The 15,943-nt window shown below is 42.3% G+C and carries 16 protein-coding genes; 15 read left to right on the forward strand and 1 reads right to left on the reverse strand.

The window, feature by feature from the left end; genetic code table 11:
• The first annotated feature begins 2 nt into the window (after positions 1-2).
• Together AC58UX_RS20015 and AC58UX_RS20020 are read left to right on the forward strand one after the other, a co-directional pair.
• Complete coding sequence (locus tag AC58UX_RS20015) at positions 3-959, forward strand: ABC transporter permease subunit (RefSeq protein WP_497255862.1); 957 nt, start codon at positions 3-5, stop codon at positions 957-959.
• A gap of 184 nt (positions 960-1,143) precedes the next feature.
• Positions 1,144-1,905, forward strand: a complete 762-nt coding sequence (locus AC58UX_RS20020) for an SDR family oxidoreductase (RefSeq protein WP_497255864.1) — start codon at positions 1,144-1,146, stop codon at positions 1,903-1,905.
• A 91-nt stretch (positions 1,906-1,996) separates the two neighbouring features.
• On the opposite strand, the gene AC58UX_RS20025 is transcribed toward AC58UX_RS20020, so the two are convergent.
• The gene (locus AC58UX_RS20025) at positions 1,997-2,500 is read right to left on the reverse strand and encodes an RrF2 family transcriptional regulator (RefSeq protein ID WP_497255866.1); all 504 of its coding nucleotides are present in this window, start codon (positions 2,498-2,500) and stop codon (positions 1,997-1,999) included.
• Positions 2,501-2,714: 214 nt separating this feature from the next.
• Here AC58UX_RS20025 and AC58UX_RS20030 point away from each other — a divergent pair, with 214 nt between their 5' ends.
• From AC58UX_RS20030 to AC58UX_RS20090, 13 genes are all read left to right on the forward strand, one after another.
• Positions 2,715-3,179, forward strand: coding sequence for a carboxymuconolactone decarboxylase family protein (locus AC58UX_RS20030; RefSeq protein ID WP_497255868.1), 465 nt, complete (start codon positions 2,715-2,717; stop codon positions 3,177-3,179).
• Positions 3,176-3,874 (forward strand): YjjG family noncanonical pyrimidine nucleotidase, encoded by a 699-nt coding sequence (locus tag AC58UX_RS20035; protein ID WP_497255870.1) that lies wholly within the window; start codon positions 3,176-3,178, stop codon positions 3,872-3,874. The genes AC58UX_RS20030 and AC58UX_RS20035 overlap by 4 nt, the downstream gene beginning before the upstream one ends.
• Positions 3,875-3,995: 121 nt before the next feature.
• Positions 3,996-5,447, forward strand: coding sequence for a spore germination protein (locus AC58UX_RS20040; protein WP_497255872.1), 1,452 nt, complete (start codon positions 3,996-3,998; stop codon positions 5,445-5,447).
• Positions 5,448-5,469: 22 nt separating this feature from the next.
• Positions 5,470-6,558: a GerAB/ArcD/ProY family transporter gene (locus tag AC58UX_RS20045; protein WP_497255874.1), complete on the forward strand. Its 1,089-nt coding sequence runs from the start codon at positions 5,470-5,472 to the stop codon at positions 6,556-6,558.
• Positions 6,555-7,631, forward strand: coding sequence for a Ger(x)C family spore germination protein (locus tag AC58UX_RS20050; protein WP_497255876.1), 1,077 nt, complete (start codon positions 6,555-6,557; stop codon positions 7,629-7,631). The genes AC58UX_RS20045 and AC58UX_RS20050 overlap by 4 nt, the downstream gene beginning before the upstream one ends.
• 120 nt (positions 7,632-7,751) lie before the next feature.
• Positions 7,752-8,813: an LLM class flavin-dependent oxidoreductase gene (locus AC58UX_RS20055; RefSeq protein ID WP_497255878.1), complete on the forward strand. Its 1,062-nt coding sequence runs from the start codon at positions 7,752-7,754 to the stop codon at positions 8,811-8,813.
• 234 nt (positions 8,814-9,047) lie between these two features.
• Complete coding sequence (locus AC58UX_RS20060; protein ID WP_497255880.1) at positions 9,048-9,503, forward strand: MarR family winged helix-turn-helix transcriptional regulator; 456 nt, start codon at positions 9,048-9,050, stop codon at positions 9,501-9,503.
• 111 nt (positions 9,504-9,614) lie between these two features.
• Positions 9,615-11,123 (forward strand): spore germination protein, encoded by a 1,509-nt coding sequence (locus AC58UX_RS20065; protein ID WP_497255882.1) that lies wholly within the window; start codon positions 9,615-9,617, stop codon positions 11,121-11,123.
• Entirely contained in the window at positions 11,120-12,220 is a 1,101-nt protein-coding gene (locus tag AC58UX_RS20070) for a GerAB/ArcD/ProY family transporter (RefSeq protein WP_497255884.1), read from the forward strand. The genes AC58UX_RS20065 and AC58UX_RS20070 overlap by 4 nt, the downstream gene beginning before the upstream one ends.
• On the forward strand, positions 12,217-13,341 hold the full coding sequence (locus AC58UX_RS20075) for a Ger(x)C family spore germination protein (protein WP_497255886.1): 1,125 nt from the start codon (positions 12,217-12,219) through the stop codon (positions 13,339-13,341). Before AC58UX_RS20070 ends, AC58UX_RS20075 begins: the two co-directional genes overlap by 4 nt.
• Positions 13,342-13,430: 89 nt before the next feature.
• A complete protein-coding gene (locus AC58UX_RS20080; protein ID WP_497255888.1) occupies positions 13,431-14,234 on the forward strand; it encodes a LysM peptidoglycan-binding domain-containing protein in 804 nt (267 codons plus the stop codon).
• A 183-nt stretch (positions 14,235-14,417) separates the two neighbouring features.
• Complete coding sequence (locus AC58UX_RS20085) at positions 14,418-15,104, forward strand: DUF975 family protein (protein ID WP_497255890.1); 687 nt, start codon at positions 14,418-14,420, stop codon at positions 15,102-15,104.
• A 123-nt stretch (positions 15,105-15,227) separates the two neighbouring features.
• Complete coding sequence (locus AC58UX_RS20090; protein ID WP_497255892.1) at positions 15,228-15,809, forward strand: hypothetical protein; 582 nt, start codon at positions 15,228-15,230, stop codon at positions 15,807-15,809.
• Positions 15,810-15,943 lie beyond the last annotated feature (134 nt).

Genomic DNA, 15,943 nt, shown 5'->3' on the forward strand with positions numbered 1-15,943 from the left:
CAATGAAAAAGAATTCCTCAATACTTTTTTATTTCGCCTGCGCAATTATGATTTTCATCGTTTTATTAGCGGCATTCGGGGGGATAATTAAGCCCCATGGTCTTACGAACGCAGATAAAGTCTACGTGATTACGAAAATTAATGACGGCAAAATGAGTTTTGAAACGCCTCCACTTAGTCCGAATACAACTTACCTGTTAGGGACAGACCACAGGGGATTCGATATGTTGAGCTTGCTGCTGAACGGATTGAAATACACATTGGCATATGCTGGTTTATTAACGGTATTCAGATTTATTTTCGCTGTGCCGATTGGCATGTGGTCGGGAACGAAGGGGAGAGGAAGGGGCATGTTGCGTGCCATGCAATGGGTGATCTCTGCCGTGCCTGCCTTCTTGTTTTTGTATCCACCGCTGGTTGGCATGTACTTCAAACTTGGTTTGAATGAGGTGAATAAAGCGGCTCCTCACAACGTGATGCTTTTTACGAATATCTTTATCTGCATGGTGACTGTCGTAGGAATCTTTCCTCTCGCATATCAGATTGCCGAAAGAACTCGTTTCTACTATTCCAAACCTTTTGTCGATGCATCCCGGCTGATGGGTGGTTCGTCATTTCATATAATCGTAAGGCACATCATTCCAAGCATGAGACTGGAGTTGCTTTATATAGCCATAAGTGAATTCATTATCGTCCTCTTCCTTATGGGACAATTGGCTATTTTTAATATTATTATCGGAGGTTCAGAAACTTTGGATATGGTAGATAAATTAGTGCCGGGTGAGGTGCCCTATGTCATTTATTTGACGACGACAGGTGAGTGGACCTCGTTGATCGCTTACGGAGCTAAGTACATCCGAGTTTATCCTTTTATCGTGATCGAAGCGGGAATGGCTTTTACTTTCATAATTCTTTCCCTGCAATTTTTCCTGTATCAATTCAAGAAGCGGAATCGATGATGAAGTGTACTCTGAATATATTTAGGATTTGTCTTAATGCCATGTATGTATTGATGTAGATTATAGGAAAAATAAAAACGGCTGAACGATGTCACACTTTGAATCTGCCGATTGTCTTATCAGTGTTAGTAAAAAACAATAACAGCCTGCATGTGATAAGGGGCTCTAAACTAGGAGGATTTATATGAAAATTGTCGTTATTGGCGGTAGTGGACTTATTGGAAAAAAACTAGTAAATAACCTTCGTGAGAAAGGTCATGAGGTTGTGGCAGCATCACCTTCCCTTGGCGTCAACTCAGTTACGGGAGAGGGATTGGCTGAAGCAGTAAGTGGGGCACAAGTTGTCGTAGATGTTACGAACGCTCCTTCGTGGGAGGACCAAGCAGTTCTAGACTTCTTTAAAACTTCTACTCGAAATCTCCTCGAAGCTGAAGCTGCTGCTGGCGTGAAACATCACATTGCGTTGTCGGTCGTTGGTACGGATGGCCTGCTTGAGAGTGGCTATTTCCGAGCAAAGATGGCACAAGAAGAATTGATTAAAGCTTCCGAAGTTCCCTACACAATCGTTCGGGCAACACAGTTCTTCGAGTTTGTTGAAGCTATTGCACAATTTTCCACAGAAGGGCAAATCGTTCGTATGCCGTCTGCCCCTATACAGCCTATCGTTTCAGATGATGTTGCTGCCGCGTTAGTGGATTTCGCGCTTGAGGCGCCTGTGAACGGTATCGTTGATCTGGCTGGCCCAGAACGTCTAGGTCTCGACGAACTCGTTCGTCAATTCCTGACCGCAAAAAATGACTCAAGACAGGTAGTTACAGACGACAAAGCACGTTACTATGGTGTTGAGATCGACGATAAAGATCATTCGCTCGTCCCTAAAGGCCAAGCGATCATCGCCTCGACTCGTTTCGAGGATTGGTTAAACCGCTCAACAAGTCAAGTATAATTATATTATCTGCAAGGTTCTGAAACGTTAAACAGCCTTAGCCGCGGCATTCCACCGGGCTAAGGCTGTTTTTTCCATGGATCTAACGATATTAAATGCTAATACTATTGGCAAAAAAGTCGCGAGTTTCTTGGCGCGTCTTAGGTGTTAACACACGGTCTAGCTCTTCATTAAGCCAGATTAACGACTTGTTCCGCAGCATATTCCGCATGCTTTCCTCGGCCTCACGCATCGTTAAATTAATCACACAGGGAGTTGCTTTGGTACATGCGGCAGTTTCTTCGTCACGACAAAGATAGCTGTTATCTTTGATGTTTTTACATTGAAAAATGGGAGAGGCGCCTTCAACGGCTTCAACGACATCCCAAAATGAGATATCCGCAGGTGGCTTGGCTAACTTATAACCGCCTTTTACGCCAGGAACTGAGCTAACAATACCGTGTTTCGATAATTTGCCGAAAATCTTCGATAAATACGTTTCTGAAACCCCTTGAAAGGAAGAGAGCTCTTTAATACCAATGGTGGAATCGGGCGGAATATCGATCAAATATACTAAGCAATGCAGTGCATACTCAACGCCAATACTGTACTGCATGCAAACACCTGCTTTCTAAATGCAAAAGTTGATATTTTACATATTAGATAGATTTATAAACCTTGTCAAATAGAAGTCGGGGTGGTTCATGTGCCCAAAAATGCCATTTGGATGATTGTTGACTACACAGAATGGAAGAGTTATATTGTAGATGTAGTTAATCGACGATAGATGTTGTCGACGAATAAAATTCAAATTAAAGGAGTAATGCCAAATGGAATTAAGATTAGATTATACGAAAGTACGCCCGGAGTCTTTGCAAACACTTTTGAAATTGGAAGGGTATGTGAAGAATAGCGGCATAGATCATAAACTGTGGGAGCTAATTAAAATTCGTGCTTCTCAAATTAATGGCTGCGCCTTTTGTATTGATATGCACACGAAGGATACGCGGGCGATGGGGGAAACTGAACAACGTTTATATTTGCTAAACGCATGGCGAGAAGCACCATTTTATACCCCATCGGAACGTGCCGCACTCGCTTTAACGGAAGCAGTTACCAAGATTTCTGACGGTGGTGTGCCGGAGGAATTATATGAACAAGTCCGCAGACATTTCGACGAAGAACAGTTTGTTGATTTAATCATGGCGATTAATGGTATCAACTGTTGGAACCGAATCGCGATTTCTACAGGCATGATCCCTGGGAATTACCAGCCAGCAGTCAGTAAAAAATGAGTTACAAAATACTTCTATTTGATCTCGATGATACACTGCTAGATTTCGGTACGAATGAAGCGGAATCATTGACCAAATTATTTCAGCAGTATGCTTATTCGTTCTCGGACGAGATATTTCAACTCTATAATGCTGTTAATAAACAATTATGGGCTGATTACGAAAATGGAACGATTACACTTGACGTTGTTCTGAACTCGAGATTTTCGGAAACGATGTTAAAGCTTGGCAAGGTCGTAGACGGCACTGAGTGGGAAAACATCTATAGAGAACTACTGGGAGATGGAGAGCAGATATTGATTGAAGGAGCTATGGAGGTCTGTCAGCGTTTATCTGCAACCCATCGATTGTTCGTGGTTACGAATGGGATCACCCGTACGCAAATCAAGAGAATGAAGCAGTCGGGTCTGTATGATTATTTTGAAGACATCTTTGATTCGCAAAGTATAGGTTATCAAAAACCATCTATTAAATTTTTTGATTACGTCATAGATCACATTCCGAATTTTAATAGACAAGAAGCACTTATCATTGGGGATTCACTAAATACAGATATCAAAGGCGGTCTGCAGTCGGGCATTGATAGTTGTTGGATCAATAGAAAGTCGCAGAAAAGCCCGCCGGACATACAAAGTACGTACACGATTTCAAGTTTAACGGAACTGTTTGCGATCTGCTCAGCGAAAGCAATATAGTATGAGAATTAAGGAGAACCGGATTAACGGGGCTCCTTTTTTCATGCGCGGCTTCTGAATAAATATTCGCTTGAAGAGACACAATTAACTAGAAATTATGATTAGAAAAGAGTGATTAGAAGTGGATGCAGTCCCTCCATTATGGAAGGAGCTCAGTGATTCAGCCGATTTCGTATGCTATGAACATAAAATGAACGCTATTCCTTTGTTCATCGGTTATTTTAAATCACTAACAGAGGCAGAAGTACTGCAATGGCATATCCTAGGTAGTTTGAGCAACAATTCGGATATCACTTTCGAGGATTTGTACCAAGTGATCCCTGTACCGGAGAAAGAAATATCCACCAATTGGGAGCTCATTCAAAGCAAAATTTATCGGGGATATGTGGCTATTCAATATGGCCTTACAAGCCATCAATGTATTTTGGTCAATGCCGCTGCCTTAATGGGGCGCAACGTATCGATACCTGAAACCGAATTCACCGTAGAAGGGCCAAAAGAATCCTTTGTGGAATCCTTGGACGTCAATCTTAACTTGATTCGCAAGCGAGTTCCTTATCCTGAGTTACGTATCAAAGAGCTCACGACAGGGAGTATTTCGAAGTCGAGAGTTGCGATCGTTTACATAGAAGGATTAACGAACGAACAATATGTAAATACATGCATTCAACGCATAGAGGATGTACAGTTCGATCAAATTACGGATACTACGTTGCTTCAACAAATGATCGAAGATAATTCCAACTCGATCTTTCCACAGACAATCGGGACCGAAAGACCCGATTATGTGGCCTGGGCTGTATCCTCAGGTCAAGTATGTGTTTTGAAGGATGGATCACCGACTGCGTTTTTTGCACCGGTCAACCTCTGGCAATTTTTTATTACCTATGAAGATTATTATCTGCCTTGGATTATTGCCTCCATACTGAGGCTGATTCGCATGTTCTCCGTATTGTTTTCCGTATTTGCGTCACCACTGTATGTTGCCGTTATCACCTATCATGGTCAAAGTATTTCATCCGTTTTTTTGCCTACGATTATTTCTTCCAGAATTAATGTGCCTTTTCCTCCTATCGTGGAAGTTCTCATTATGGAGCTTGTCATTGAATTATTGCGGGAAGCTGGCGCTAGATTGCCAACGAAAATCGGACAAACCATTGGTATTGTTGGAGGTATTGTGCTTGGTACGGCAGCGGTTGAAGCTGCGCTTACAAGCAATTTTTTATTGATCATAGTGGCTTTGTCGGCTTTGGCCTCTTTCACTACACCTATTTTTCGAATGAGCGCAACCATACGAATTCTTCGTTTTCCATTTATTTTCGCTGCACAATTATGGGGGTTGCTAGGTATTTTCATCTGTATCTTAGCGATGGTTGCACATCTGTTGCGATTAACGTCGCTTGGCATGCCTTATCTGGTTCCTTTTTATCCTTTTCGCACTGCCGACTTATTTGATACCTTAATTCGTCCACCATACTCTAAATTTGATCATAGATTTACGTTCTTAAGATCAAGAAAACCTAAAAGATTCAACAGGAAAAACGCAAGCTCTAAAAAAGACATAGATGAATGAATCACCTTGGGGGGAGACAAAGATGAAATCAACAGAAAATCCGAGTTTAACTATTTCGCCTTTCCTTGTATTCGTGTTGATTCATTCGATGCAATTCGGACCCGAGTATCTTTCAATGTCGATCAAACCGATTCAAATAGCTGGACAAGATACGTGGATCTCAGTCGTCCTTTGGGGGATCATTTTCCATATCGTTATTTGGATGATCTATCAAATTCTCAACCATAACGAGACGGATCTTGTCCATATTCATCAACAATTTTTCGGGAAATTGGCAGGCGGGGTTCTTAATTTCAGCTTCATCATTTATTTCCTGCTCGTTGCAAGCTTCCTAATACGGCAGTTTATAGAAATAATACAAGTATGGCTATTTCCAGACTTAGAGACATGGCCATTGGCATTAGTTTTGCTACTACTTGTTTATTACATCGTGGTTGGAGGTTTTCGAGTTATCGTTGGTATTTGTATGTTTAGCTTGGTCCGTTATGTAACCATATTGGCTTTGTTTTTTCCAGTTGCTTATTTTCATTTCAATAATTTAACGCCAGTTTTGAATCATTCGGTTACCGATATTGTCAAGGCAGGAAAAGAAATGACATTTCCTTTTTTAGGTGTGGAGACGTTATTATTCTGTTACACGTTCATCGAAACTCCAAAAAAATCACAAAAGTGGGCTCATTGGGCTAACTTAATCTCAACCATTTCGTATCTTTTAATCATTTTCTTTGCAATATTAATGTTCAAGCCTGAACAATTGTCAAAGGAAATATGGCCGCAATTAACCAAATATAAATTTATACATTTTCCATTTATTGAACGTTTTGAATATATCGGCGCAGCTGCACAGATCGTATGGGTCATTCCTATTCTATGCTTCTGTCTTTGGATATCGAGCCGAATGTGTAAATTCATGTTTAGTGTGAAACAATTGACAGCGCTGCCGCTATTATTGATTTTGGTCTTTACCGCTGTATGTCTGATTCCAGATCGTGCTCGTATTGAAGCTGTTCAAACCATGTTATCCGAAATCGGATTTTACATGATTTTTGCGTACATTCCATTTTTGTACATCGTTGACCTTGTTAGAATGAAAGTGAGAAGAACAGTATGAATCGAGCTTTTTTCTTATTGTTGCTCATCTGTTTCTTGTTAACGGGGTGCGTATCGCAACATACATTAGAGAAAATTACCATTACTTTTGTCAGCGCATTAGATGAAGCTCCGAACGATCAAATCGAATTTACGATAGCCGCGCCTAAGTATCAAGCCGGTAAACCCAGTTCCGTGACTAATATTTTATACTCAAAGGTTGGCCATACCACTAGGAACATCGCAGAATTAATGGATATGCAATTAAACCGACCTATTAAACCAGGAAGTCTTTCGGTCATATTAATTGGAAAAGAGTTAGCGGCAAACGGAATGGTAGATGAACTGGATGTGTTTTTGCGTGACGCAGTAGCTTCACGAAGGATGTATTTGGCTATCGTAGATGGAAAAGCAAAGGATATTTTGAAATCGAATTTCTGTTTGAATGAGGAAAAAGGGAAGTTTTTGTTCAATTTGCTCGATACGAACGTGCGGAACGGGTTTGTCCCAAGGCAAAACCTTCACGATTTCGAGTATTCTTATATAGGCCAAGGCATGGACCCATTTTTGCCGATTCTTTTTGTGCAAAATAATCAAGTTATGATTACCGGCTTAGCTTTATTTAAGGATGACAAATATGTCATGTCTCTGAACGAAAAGCAGATGCGAGTGATGAAGCTTCTTCATGAAGATACGAAGTACGGCACGCTAGAAGCACAGCTGGACAATGGTTCTTATATTGCAGTGAAAAATGTCGGTTCAAAAGTGAAATATCGAATAGGGAAAGATTCCGAAAGTCCAAAAGTGACGATAAATCTTAATGTAAATAGTGAAATAATTGATTCAAAAGGGAATCCATTAACCATCCAAGAGCAAGAGAGAATAATAGACCTTTTCGAAAAGGATCTTATGACAAATGGCATGGATCTCATACAGCTATTTAAAAAAGAAGGGATCGACCCCCTCGGATTAGGTGATTTCGTTAGAAGTAAAGAGCGAAATTGGAATGAAGAGGTATGGAAACAAGAATATCCAACGATGAACGTTACGTTGAATGTTAAAGTGAATATTACGCAATTGGGTATCAGGAAATAAAGGTATAGAAGTCTATGTCAACTTTTCCATGTTGACACACCGAAACAATATAATTATATTAAATAATATTAGGATATCTAATTATAGTATTATTTCATATAAAGGGCAGGGTGATTGAACATGGAAATTGGCGTAGATACGTTTGTAGAAACAACCCCGGATGTTAATACGGGTGAGACGATCAGTCATGCGCAGAGGTTACGGCAGGTTGTGGAAGAAATCGTCCTTGCCGATCAGGTTGGGTTGGATGTATTTGGGGTTGGGGAGCATCATCGAAAGGAGTTTGGGGATTCTGCTACTGCTGTTATTCTGGCAGCAGCGGCACCTATGACCAAAAGGATACGTTTAACCAGTTCCGTTACTGTGCTCTCGGCTGCTGATCCAGTGCGATTGTTTCAGCAATTCGCCACGCTCGATGGTATTTCAAATGGACGTGCGGAGATTATCGCGGGTCGAGGCTCTATGGTCGATGCGTTTCCATTGTTTGGTTATGATTTAAAAGATTACGATGAACTCTTCGAGGAGAAACTGGAATTATTGTTAAAACTAAGGGACTCGGAGATCGTATCTTGGAGGGGTGGACATCGACCAGCCTTTACGAATCTAGGTGTGTATCCGCGTCCTGTTCAGAACCAGTTACCTGTATGGCTTGGTAGTGGGGGGAATTCAGAATCCGTCATACGAGCAGGGGTACTCGGGCTTCCACTTGTTTTGGCCATCATTGGCGGAAGTCCTATGCAATTTGCTCCCTTAGTACCACTTTATAAGAAAGCTGCTGCTCGCGCAGGACACGATGTCTCGAAATTAAAAATAGCCGTGCACTCACTGGGGTTCGTTGCGGACAGTACCTCGCTTGCAACCGAAAAGTATTTCCCACCTACACAGGCATCATTTAATTATTTTGGTAAAGAACGTGGGTGGGGACATTATAGTCGTTCAAGCTTTGACGCTGCATGCAGCTTAGAAGGCGCACTCTACGTAGGCGATGCGGAAACGGTTGCCAATAAGATGATTCATATGAGAAAACATTTAGGTTTCTCACGATTTTTCTTACATCTACCTGTCGGTACAATGCCGCATGAGGATGTTATGAGAGCCATTGAACTATTAGGAACGGAAGTCGCACCGCGAGTTCGGGAAGAGGTAGCGAAATGGGAGGAAGCGGAAGGGATTCCGAGTTGAGCATGAAAAGAGGCTGCCCCTAATCGGTTAGAGATAACAAAGGAGCTAAGTGATTTTCTCGCTTAGCTCCTTTGCTTTCGACATTCACTTTGTCCACTTCATCGTCCCCAGGACGGTGCGTTCGCCGGAAGCGGCGTTAGTTCAAGCTCTCTATTGACTGAAGCATCATTTATTACTATATTTTTTATAAATAGATATAATAATTTTAGGATATTGAACGTAAGGTGGTCGAACATGACTGAACGTGATACAGAAGGAAAAGAGCTTGACTTAAGACTTACAAGAGTACTTAGAAACATGGTAAACGCCCTGTACGGAAGCTTAGAAGGAGACATTGAGAGCTATGGACTCAGTATGGAAACCTTTAGAATCCTCGAGTTTCTATACAATAAAGGTCCACAATCTATCCAAAAAATAAGTGAAACTTTCTCCATCCCAAGCGGGAGTATTACCTATGTAGTAGATAAGCTGGAGAAGAAAGGGTACGTGGAACGGCTTCCAATCCCCGGTGATCGACGCAAAACGAATGTGACTATGACCGTTGAAGGACAAACCTATTTTGACACGATATTCCCTAAGCACGTTCAGACGATCTCGGACAATTTGTCCTTTGTGACGGATGAGGAGAAACTTGAACTTATTGAGCTCCTTAAGAAAATTGGATATGGCATTAAGAATCGGCAAGACTAATATGAAGTGACCAATTCCCATTCATTACTAGGGAGCGGTCACTTTTTTGTTGAAACGATTTAGCCTCTTTTGGAATAAAATTCAATTTATATCACATGCTACTGAGTAATAGTGAAAAAAGTAGGGATCACAATGGGTTCCAATCCGCAAGAAAAGATACCAATTCAAGCTGATTACGCAGACACGCACACAAGGCTTCAGCATATGCAAAATGAAATCCCTGAGCTCATCGTTCGTGAATTTCAGATCAAGTCTTCGGGAACATCAGCTATCCTCGTCTATTTGGATCTGCTATCTGATCGAGATATGATTCATAACAACGTACTCCATCCGTTGATGCACGAGGGAGTAGGGAATACGCCGATCAGACAGCTCATCACGATTGGCAACGTGACGCAGGCAGATGATTGGTTTGCAGTTAAACAAGCTATTCTACTAGGCAAAAGCGTGATTTTTGAGGAAGGCAAAGTAACCGTAGAAGTACTAAATACGAGCAAATTGCCACAAAGGGATATTCAAGATCCCAAATCAGAAATGTCGATTAAAGGTGCGCATCAAGGCTTTATTGAAAAGGGAAGCACTAATGTTGCCATAATTAGAACGCTCATTCCGAACCCGGAATTAAAAGTGAGAGAGATCGAGGTAGGTCAGAGGGGAAAGGTAAAAGCTAGTCTGATCTATTTGGAAGATGTTACAGAACCAGAAGTTCTTCAAGAATTCGAAGATCGAATCGGGCGATTACACATTGATTCTGTCATCGGCGTAGGGGAATTAGAGGAGTTGATTGAGGACAATCCTTATTCACCATTTCCGCAATTTCTCACATCGGAGAGGCCTGATGTTGTAGCGTTGCATGTTCTCGAAGGAAGAATCGCAGTTGTGCTCGACGGGTCACCGGGCGTCCTGATGGGACCAGCTTCATTCGTGAACTTTTTTCAAAATATCGATGACTATTCGATGGGATGGCAAGTCGGTACGTTCATGCGAATACTGCGCTACAGCGCCTTCTTTGTGGCCATTTTATTACCTGCTATTTATATCTCCGTCATTTCCTTTAACATCGAAGTCATTCCATTACAGCTGCTGCTGTCTGTTGGGGAATCTAGGGCTAGCGTTCCCTTTTCGCCACTTCTGGAGGCCTTGATCATGGAGTTCACTTTGGAAATGTTGAAAGAAGCGGGTATTCGTCTGCCATCTCCGATTGGTCAAACCGTCGGTATATTAGGAGCCATTGTTATCGGTCAGGCGACGGTTCAGGCTGGGATTGTTAGTAATATTATGGTTATCGTCGTTTCTCTGACGGGTCTATCATCTTATATTATTCCAAATAGTGATATGTCCGCGACCGTTCGCTTAATTCGGTTTCCGATGATGCTGTCGGCATCATTTTTCGGGCTTATGGGCGTTGGGATTGGCACGATGGTGCTCATCGGGCACCTAATCGCACTGGAATCGTTGGGGACACCGTATTTTAGTCCCTTTAGTCCTGTCCGTTTTGCAGATTGGAAAGATGCGTTCATCCGTTTCCCGCTTTGGAAATTGGATAAGCGTCCTACTAGCGCAAGGCCTACGCAATTAAAACGACAAGCGTCAAATCCACCCAAAGGTGATGGTGAATGAAAAGGTATGCATTGAACGACATTACGCTGATGCAGTTTATTTTCATGATTCATGGTGCGCAATTAGGCGTTGGCATCCTAACCTTACCTGCGGATTTGGCCAAGATTGCTGGAACGGATGGGTGGATTTCGATTTTTATCGGCTGGGCGATTACAGTCATCATAAGTGTCGTTATCATTCAAATCATGAAGCACCATCCGGAGGATACGCTGTATGACTTGCTTCCGAGGTATTTTGGAAAATGGTTGGGCCTGCTATTAAACCTCTTGCTGGTTGGTTATTTTCTATTGGCTTTTTTTTCAAGTACCTTCGCAGCACTTTCCGTCGTTAAGCAAACGCTACTTCCGAAGACACCAAATTACTTACTCGCGCTTGCAGTTTGCATCCCGATTTATACGATTGCTAAAAACCATCTTCGTGTCCTAGCTAGATATGCGGAATTAACGTTCTGGGGCTCTTTATGGTTGCTGCCTTTGTTTATGTATGCCTTGAAAGAAAGTGTTTGGCTAAATTTGTTACCCATTATAAAAGAGGGATGGATGCCTATCCTTCAAGGGGGGAAGTCAACCTCACTTTCCTTTCAGGGATTCGAAACCCTTTTTATTTTGTATCCGTTTTTGAAAAACAAAGAGAAAGCGATGAAGGGAGTCTTTATTGCCAATGCATTGACTTTGTTCATATATGTCATGGCGGTGCTCGTATGTTTTGTTTATTTTCCGCCAGATGGTATCACGCATTATAATTGGCCTCCGCTTCGGTTATTAAAAACGATTGAATTTCGTTTTATGGAGCGATTTGAAGTGATATGGATTGTGGGCTATCTCTTTATTCTTTCAAGAGTTTGGATCTTTGCTTTGTATTATGCCTCACTGGGTTCCAGCCTGATTTTCGGCAAACAAGACCATCGTCCTTATGTAAGGATCTATGTCCTAATGTTGCTAATGGCTTCCTTTTTCTATGCTCCGGGATATAGCAATGGGCAGAAGTTTCAAGAGTGGTCAGGAGAAGCAGGGATCATCTTTGCATTTATATTTCCTTGGTTTTTGTGGCTGTACACATCCCTATTCAGAAGGCTTCGAAAGGGGGCTTCGCTATGAAACGCGTAGTTACGGGGCTAGTTATCGTTGTATGTCTTTTGATGACTACGGGGTGCTACGACCAAATGGCTTTAGAGGATTCTTCGCTAACTCTGATGTTGGGCCTGGATTTGGATGAGAACAATAATTTAATCATATTTCAGCAAAGCCCTGTATTTTTTAAGGAGGCGAAGGAAAAATCAGAGTCCATTGGAGTCAAGGTAACTTCCATACGTGAATCGCGTACGAAATTCGACTCGATTGCGACAGGGCTGACCATTGGAGGCAAAATTCAAACGATTCTACTTGGTAAGCGTCTGCTTCAACAAAGGGAGGATTGGTTTCAGTTACTCGATGTATTAATTCGTGATCCCAAATCAACCGTAACTTCGCGCATGATCCTCGTAGACGGGCCGATAGTTGATATCTTCGACAGTAAACCGAGAGATAAACCTCGACTTTCTCTGCATATGAGGAAGTTAATCGATACCGCCAATCATCGAACAATTACCACATCAACCACACTGCAGAATTTATCTTGGCAAATGGAAGAGAAGGGCACAACGCCTTCAATTTCCAACGTGAAGATGGAGAAAGAGCAGATCCGCGTTACAGGTACAGGATTGCTGCATGACGATGGATCGTACGCCACCGCAGTCGGTTTGCAAGAGAGCTCATTATTGTTGATTCTGCAAAAGGAAGCTAAAGGAGACATCTCGCTATCCATCCCTGTCGCCGAAACGCTAGATCCATCTGTTTCTCCCGATCATGTGATTACCATAAACGTAAAGAAAATCAAGATGAAAATTAAATCAAGGCTAGATGATCAAACAGGGTTTGCATTTGACGTTGATTTGAAAATGGCTATCGATCTAACCTCTCGCAACTTTAAACTCGACATTGCCAAACAACAAAAGCAATTGGAAGAAGCGATCGCTGCTGAGCTTCAACAAGAGTTTGCAGATTTAGTCGCGAAATGTCAGAAAAATGAGGTGGATCCTTTCGGCTTTGGGCTATATGTAAGGGCTTATCAATATTCAGCATGGAAAACCGTACAAAACGATTGGGCTGCGGCTTTTGCCAAGTCGAAAATAACGATCACGCCGAAAGTAGCGCTCAAATTAGCGGGAGCGACATCCTAGGGGGAATCGTTCTTTAAACAGTAATCACCTTTGTAGATGAATACGGCATAAGATGGGTATTAACCTACTTTAAGAGGAGTTGCGTTTTCATGCCGATTTCATCAGGGACCCACTTGCTGTATACTGTTCGCCCGGGTGACACCCTGTATATGATTGCTGAACAATTGGGTACCAACGTACCGTCGCTCGTGCAGATTAATGCGTTATATCCACCTGTTGCAGATCCCAACCGAATCTATCCCGGTCAAGTGCTGTTAGCGAGATTGCCAGGTATGGCGGAGCAAAGCTCTGTTCTATATCAGGTTCAGCAAGGCGATACACTGTTTAGGATCGCCGAACGTTTCTCTGTAAGCGTTGATATGTTAGCCGGACTCAACCAAATCCAACAACCGGACATTCTTCGAGTCGCGCAGCTGCTATTTGTTGCTTCTTTCGTATATGAAGTAGAGCAGGGAGACACGCTGTTCAGCATTTCCCGCCGTTTAGGAACACCATTGAACGAATTGGTTCGAGCTAACCGTAACCGCCAGGGTTTATCACTGGACGTCATTTATCCCGGTTTCCGTTTGGTCGTCCCGCTTCCATCGTCGACGAATATCGTTGTGCTAGATCCATTGCCCGCAACGAAGATTGCTCCCGGACAGCGTCTGACGGGTAGCGCTCGAGCGTTCGAAGCGAATATTAATTACCAAATTCTTGACGCGGTGGGGCGTGTCATTGCGAAAGAACGGGCTGCAACAGCTTCACAAGGCGCTCCAGCTTTTGGAGTATTCGACGTACAGCTTCAGTTTGATCAATCTCCCACGACTCAAACCGGTACACTGATGGTGTACACACGCAGCGCCCGCGACGGCAGCATTCAAGATTTGGTGGAGGTTCCTGTGACTTTTTAAAAGTTCAACATAACGCGGCTGCCGGTTTGTATCGGCAGCCGTGTTATGTTACTGGCCAAATGAAGTCAAAGGATTAGGACAATACACCTACATATAAATTTGGTTCTTTACGGATTAGACCAATTTCCTTATTATTGAAAGGAAATGTAAAATATACCAGATGAAGTGAGGACGTGCACCAACATGAACGCCAACCAAGATAATTATTATGACAAAGATTCATCGGACCTCAAACAAATAGCAAGGTCGAGTCTGAGAGGGAATTGGATTTCAGCTATGCTTGTTACGGTGTTTGCCTCTTTTTTCAGTACATTGACGGGTCCTGAGACGAACTGGCTCGTAGACCTTGTATGCTTTCTAATAGGTGGAGCTTTCATGCTAGGCTCTGTGCATTATTTTCTAAAACTGCATCGTGATGAACGTGCACAGTTTACAGATCTATTTTACGGATTCCAACAGTTTGTTTCTTCATTACTGACTTACCTCTTGTTTATACTCTTCATCCTGCTCTGGACACTCTTACTCATCATTCCTGGAATTATTGCAGGCATTCGTTATGCCATGACCTTCTACATTTTGAATGATGAACCAGACATCAAACCGCTACAAGCCATTAAACGCAGCTCGGAAATGATGAGAGGGCATAAATGGGACTATTTCAAGCTTCAATTGAGCTTTATTGGCTGGTATCTACTTGCAATTATTGGTGGGTTAATCACAATTGGTTTACTCCCAGGGATCGAAATGGCGGACCCTTATTGGAGTAGTGTCATTATAGCGTTATTCACACTGCCTGTCTTTACATATACGGCAGCCGCTTCAGCTGCATTTTATGTCAATTTGAAAGCGATGCAGACCGAGGGAGTTTAATCAGTAAAGGAGCAGTTTGCCACGGCAGCTGCTCCTTGTTTTTTAAGATTCGGCGTCCACACGATCTGGGAAAAACATCATATGCTGAAACCAAATAGCCATTTAGCTAGGAGGTTCTGACCGATGAAAAAGGATCAAAGACCTGTAACGAATCGTTATATAACAATTGCCATCTTACGTCGAGCAGCTGCACGAATGATTCCCTTTTATACGCGAATTGCGCTAAATCGGAAATATGCGGAAGCCTGGACAGCATCCTTACGAAAAGCCCAAATAAACCATCGTTTGTTAGATAAAATTGGTATAAGCCTTAACGATAAGGACATTTTCTCGTTCGGCAGTACTTATAATCTCTATTCGGTTGATTTCGAAGCACCTTATCCGATTGTTGCACTCTCCAATGGTATTTCAATGAGCCGTAATGCTTCGAGAACCTCCTTCAAAACCAGCCATCATCAGGCAATTGCGGGGGCTATTCTCCCTTTATACCAAGAAATTGCTTCTAATCAAGCTTTTGCTGGAAGCGTGGTTAAAGCGAATAAGACGGGAAATAAGAAGCTGTTGTCACGATTAATTAGAAGCAAAGTGAACTCGGAAGCATTTCGCGCAGTTCAAATGACGAGGACGGGCTTCCAACTCGTTTTTCAATTTGGGGCAAGTCCAGTTTTCTATTATAACGAGTTTTATCGCGGGGTAGATTTTTAGGGATAAGCATTTATAAAATAAAACAGAGACTCTCAGCCCGTTGCTGAGGGTCTCTATTTGCGATTATTGTTGACAAATAGTCCAAAAATGGTACTATATACCAGCTAGTGTCAACATATTGCTGATAAAATTGA

The organism is Paenibacillus sp. J22P90 (genome assembly GCF_059692195.1).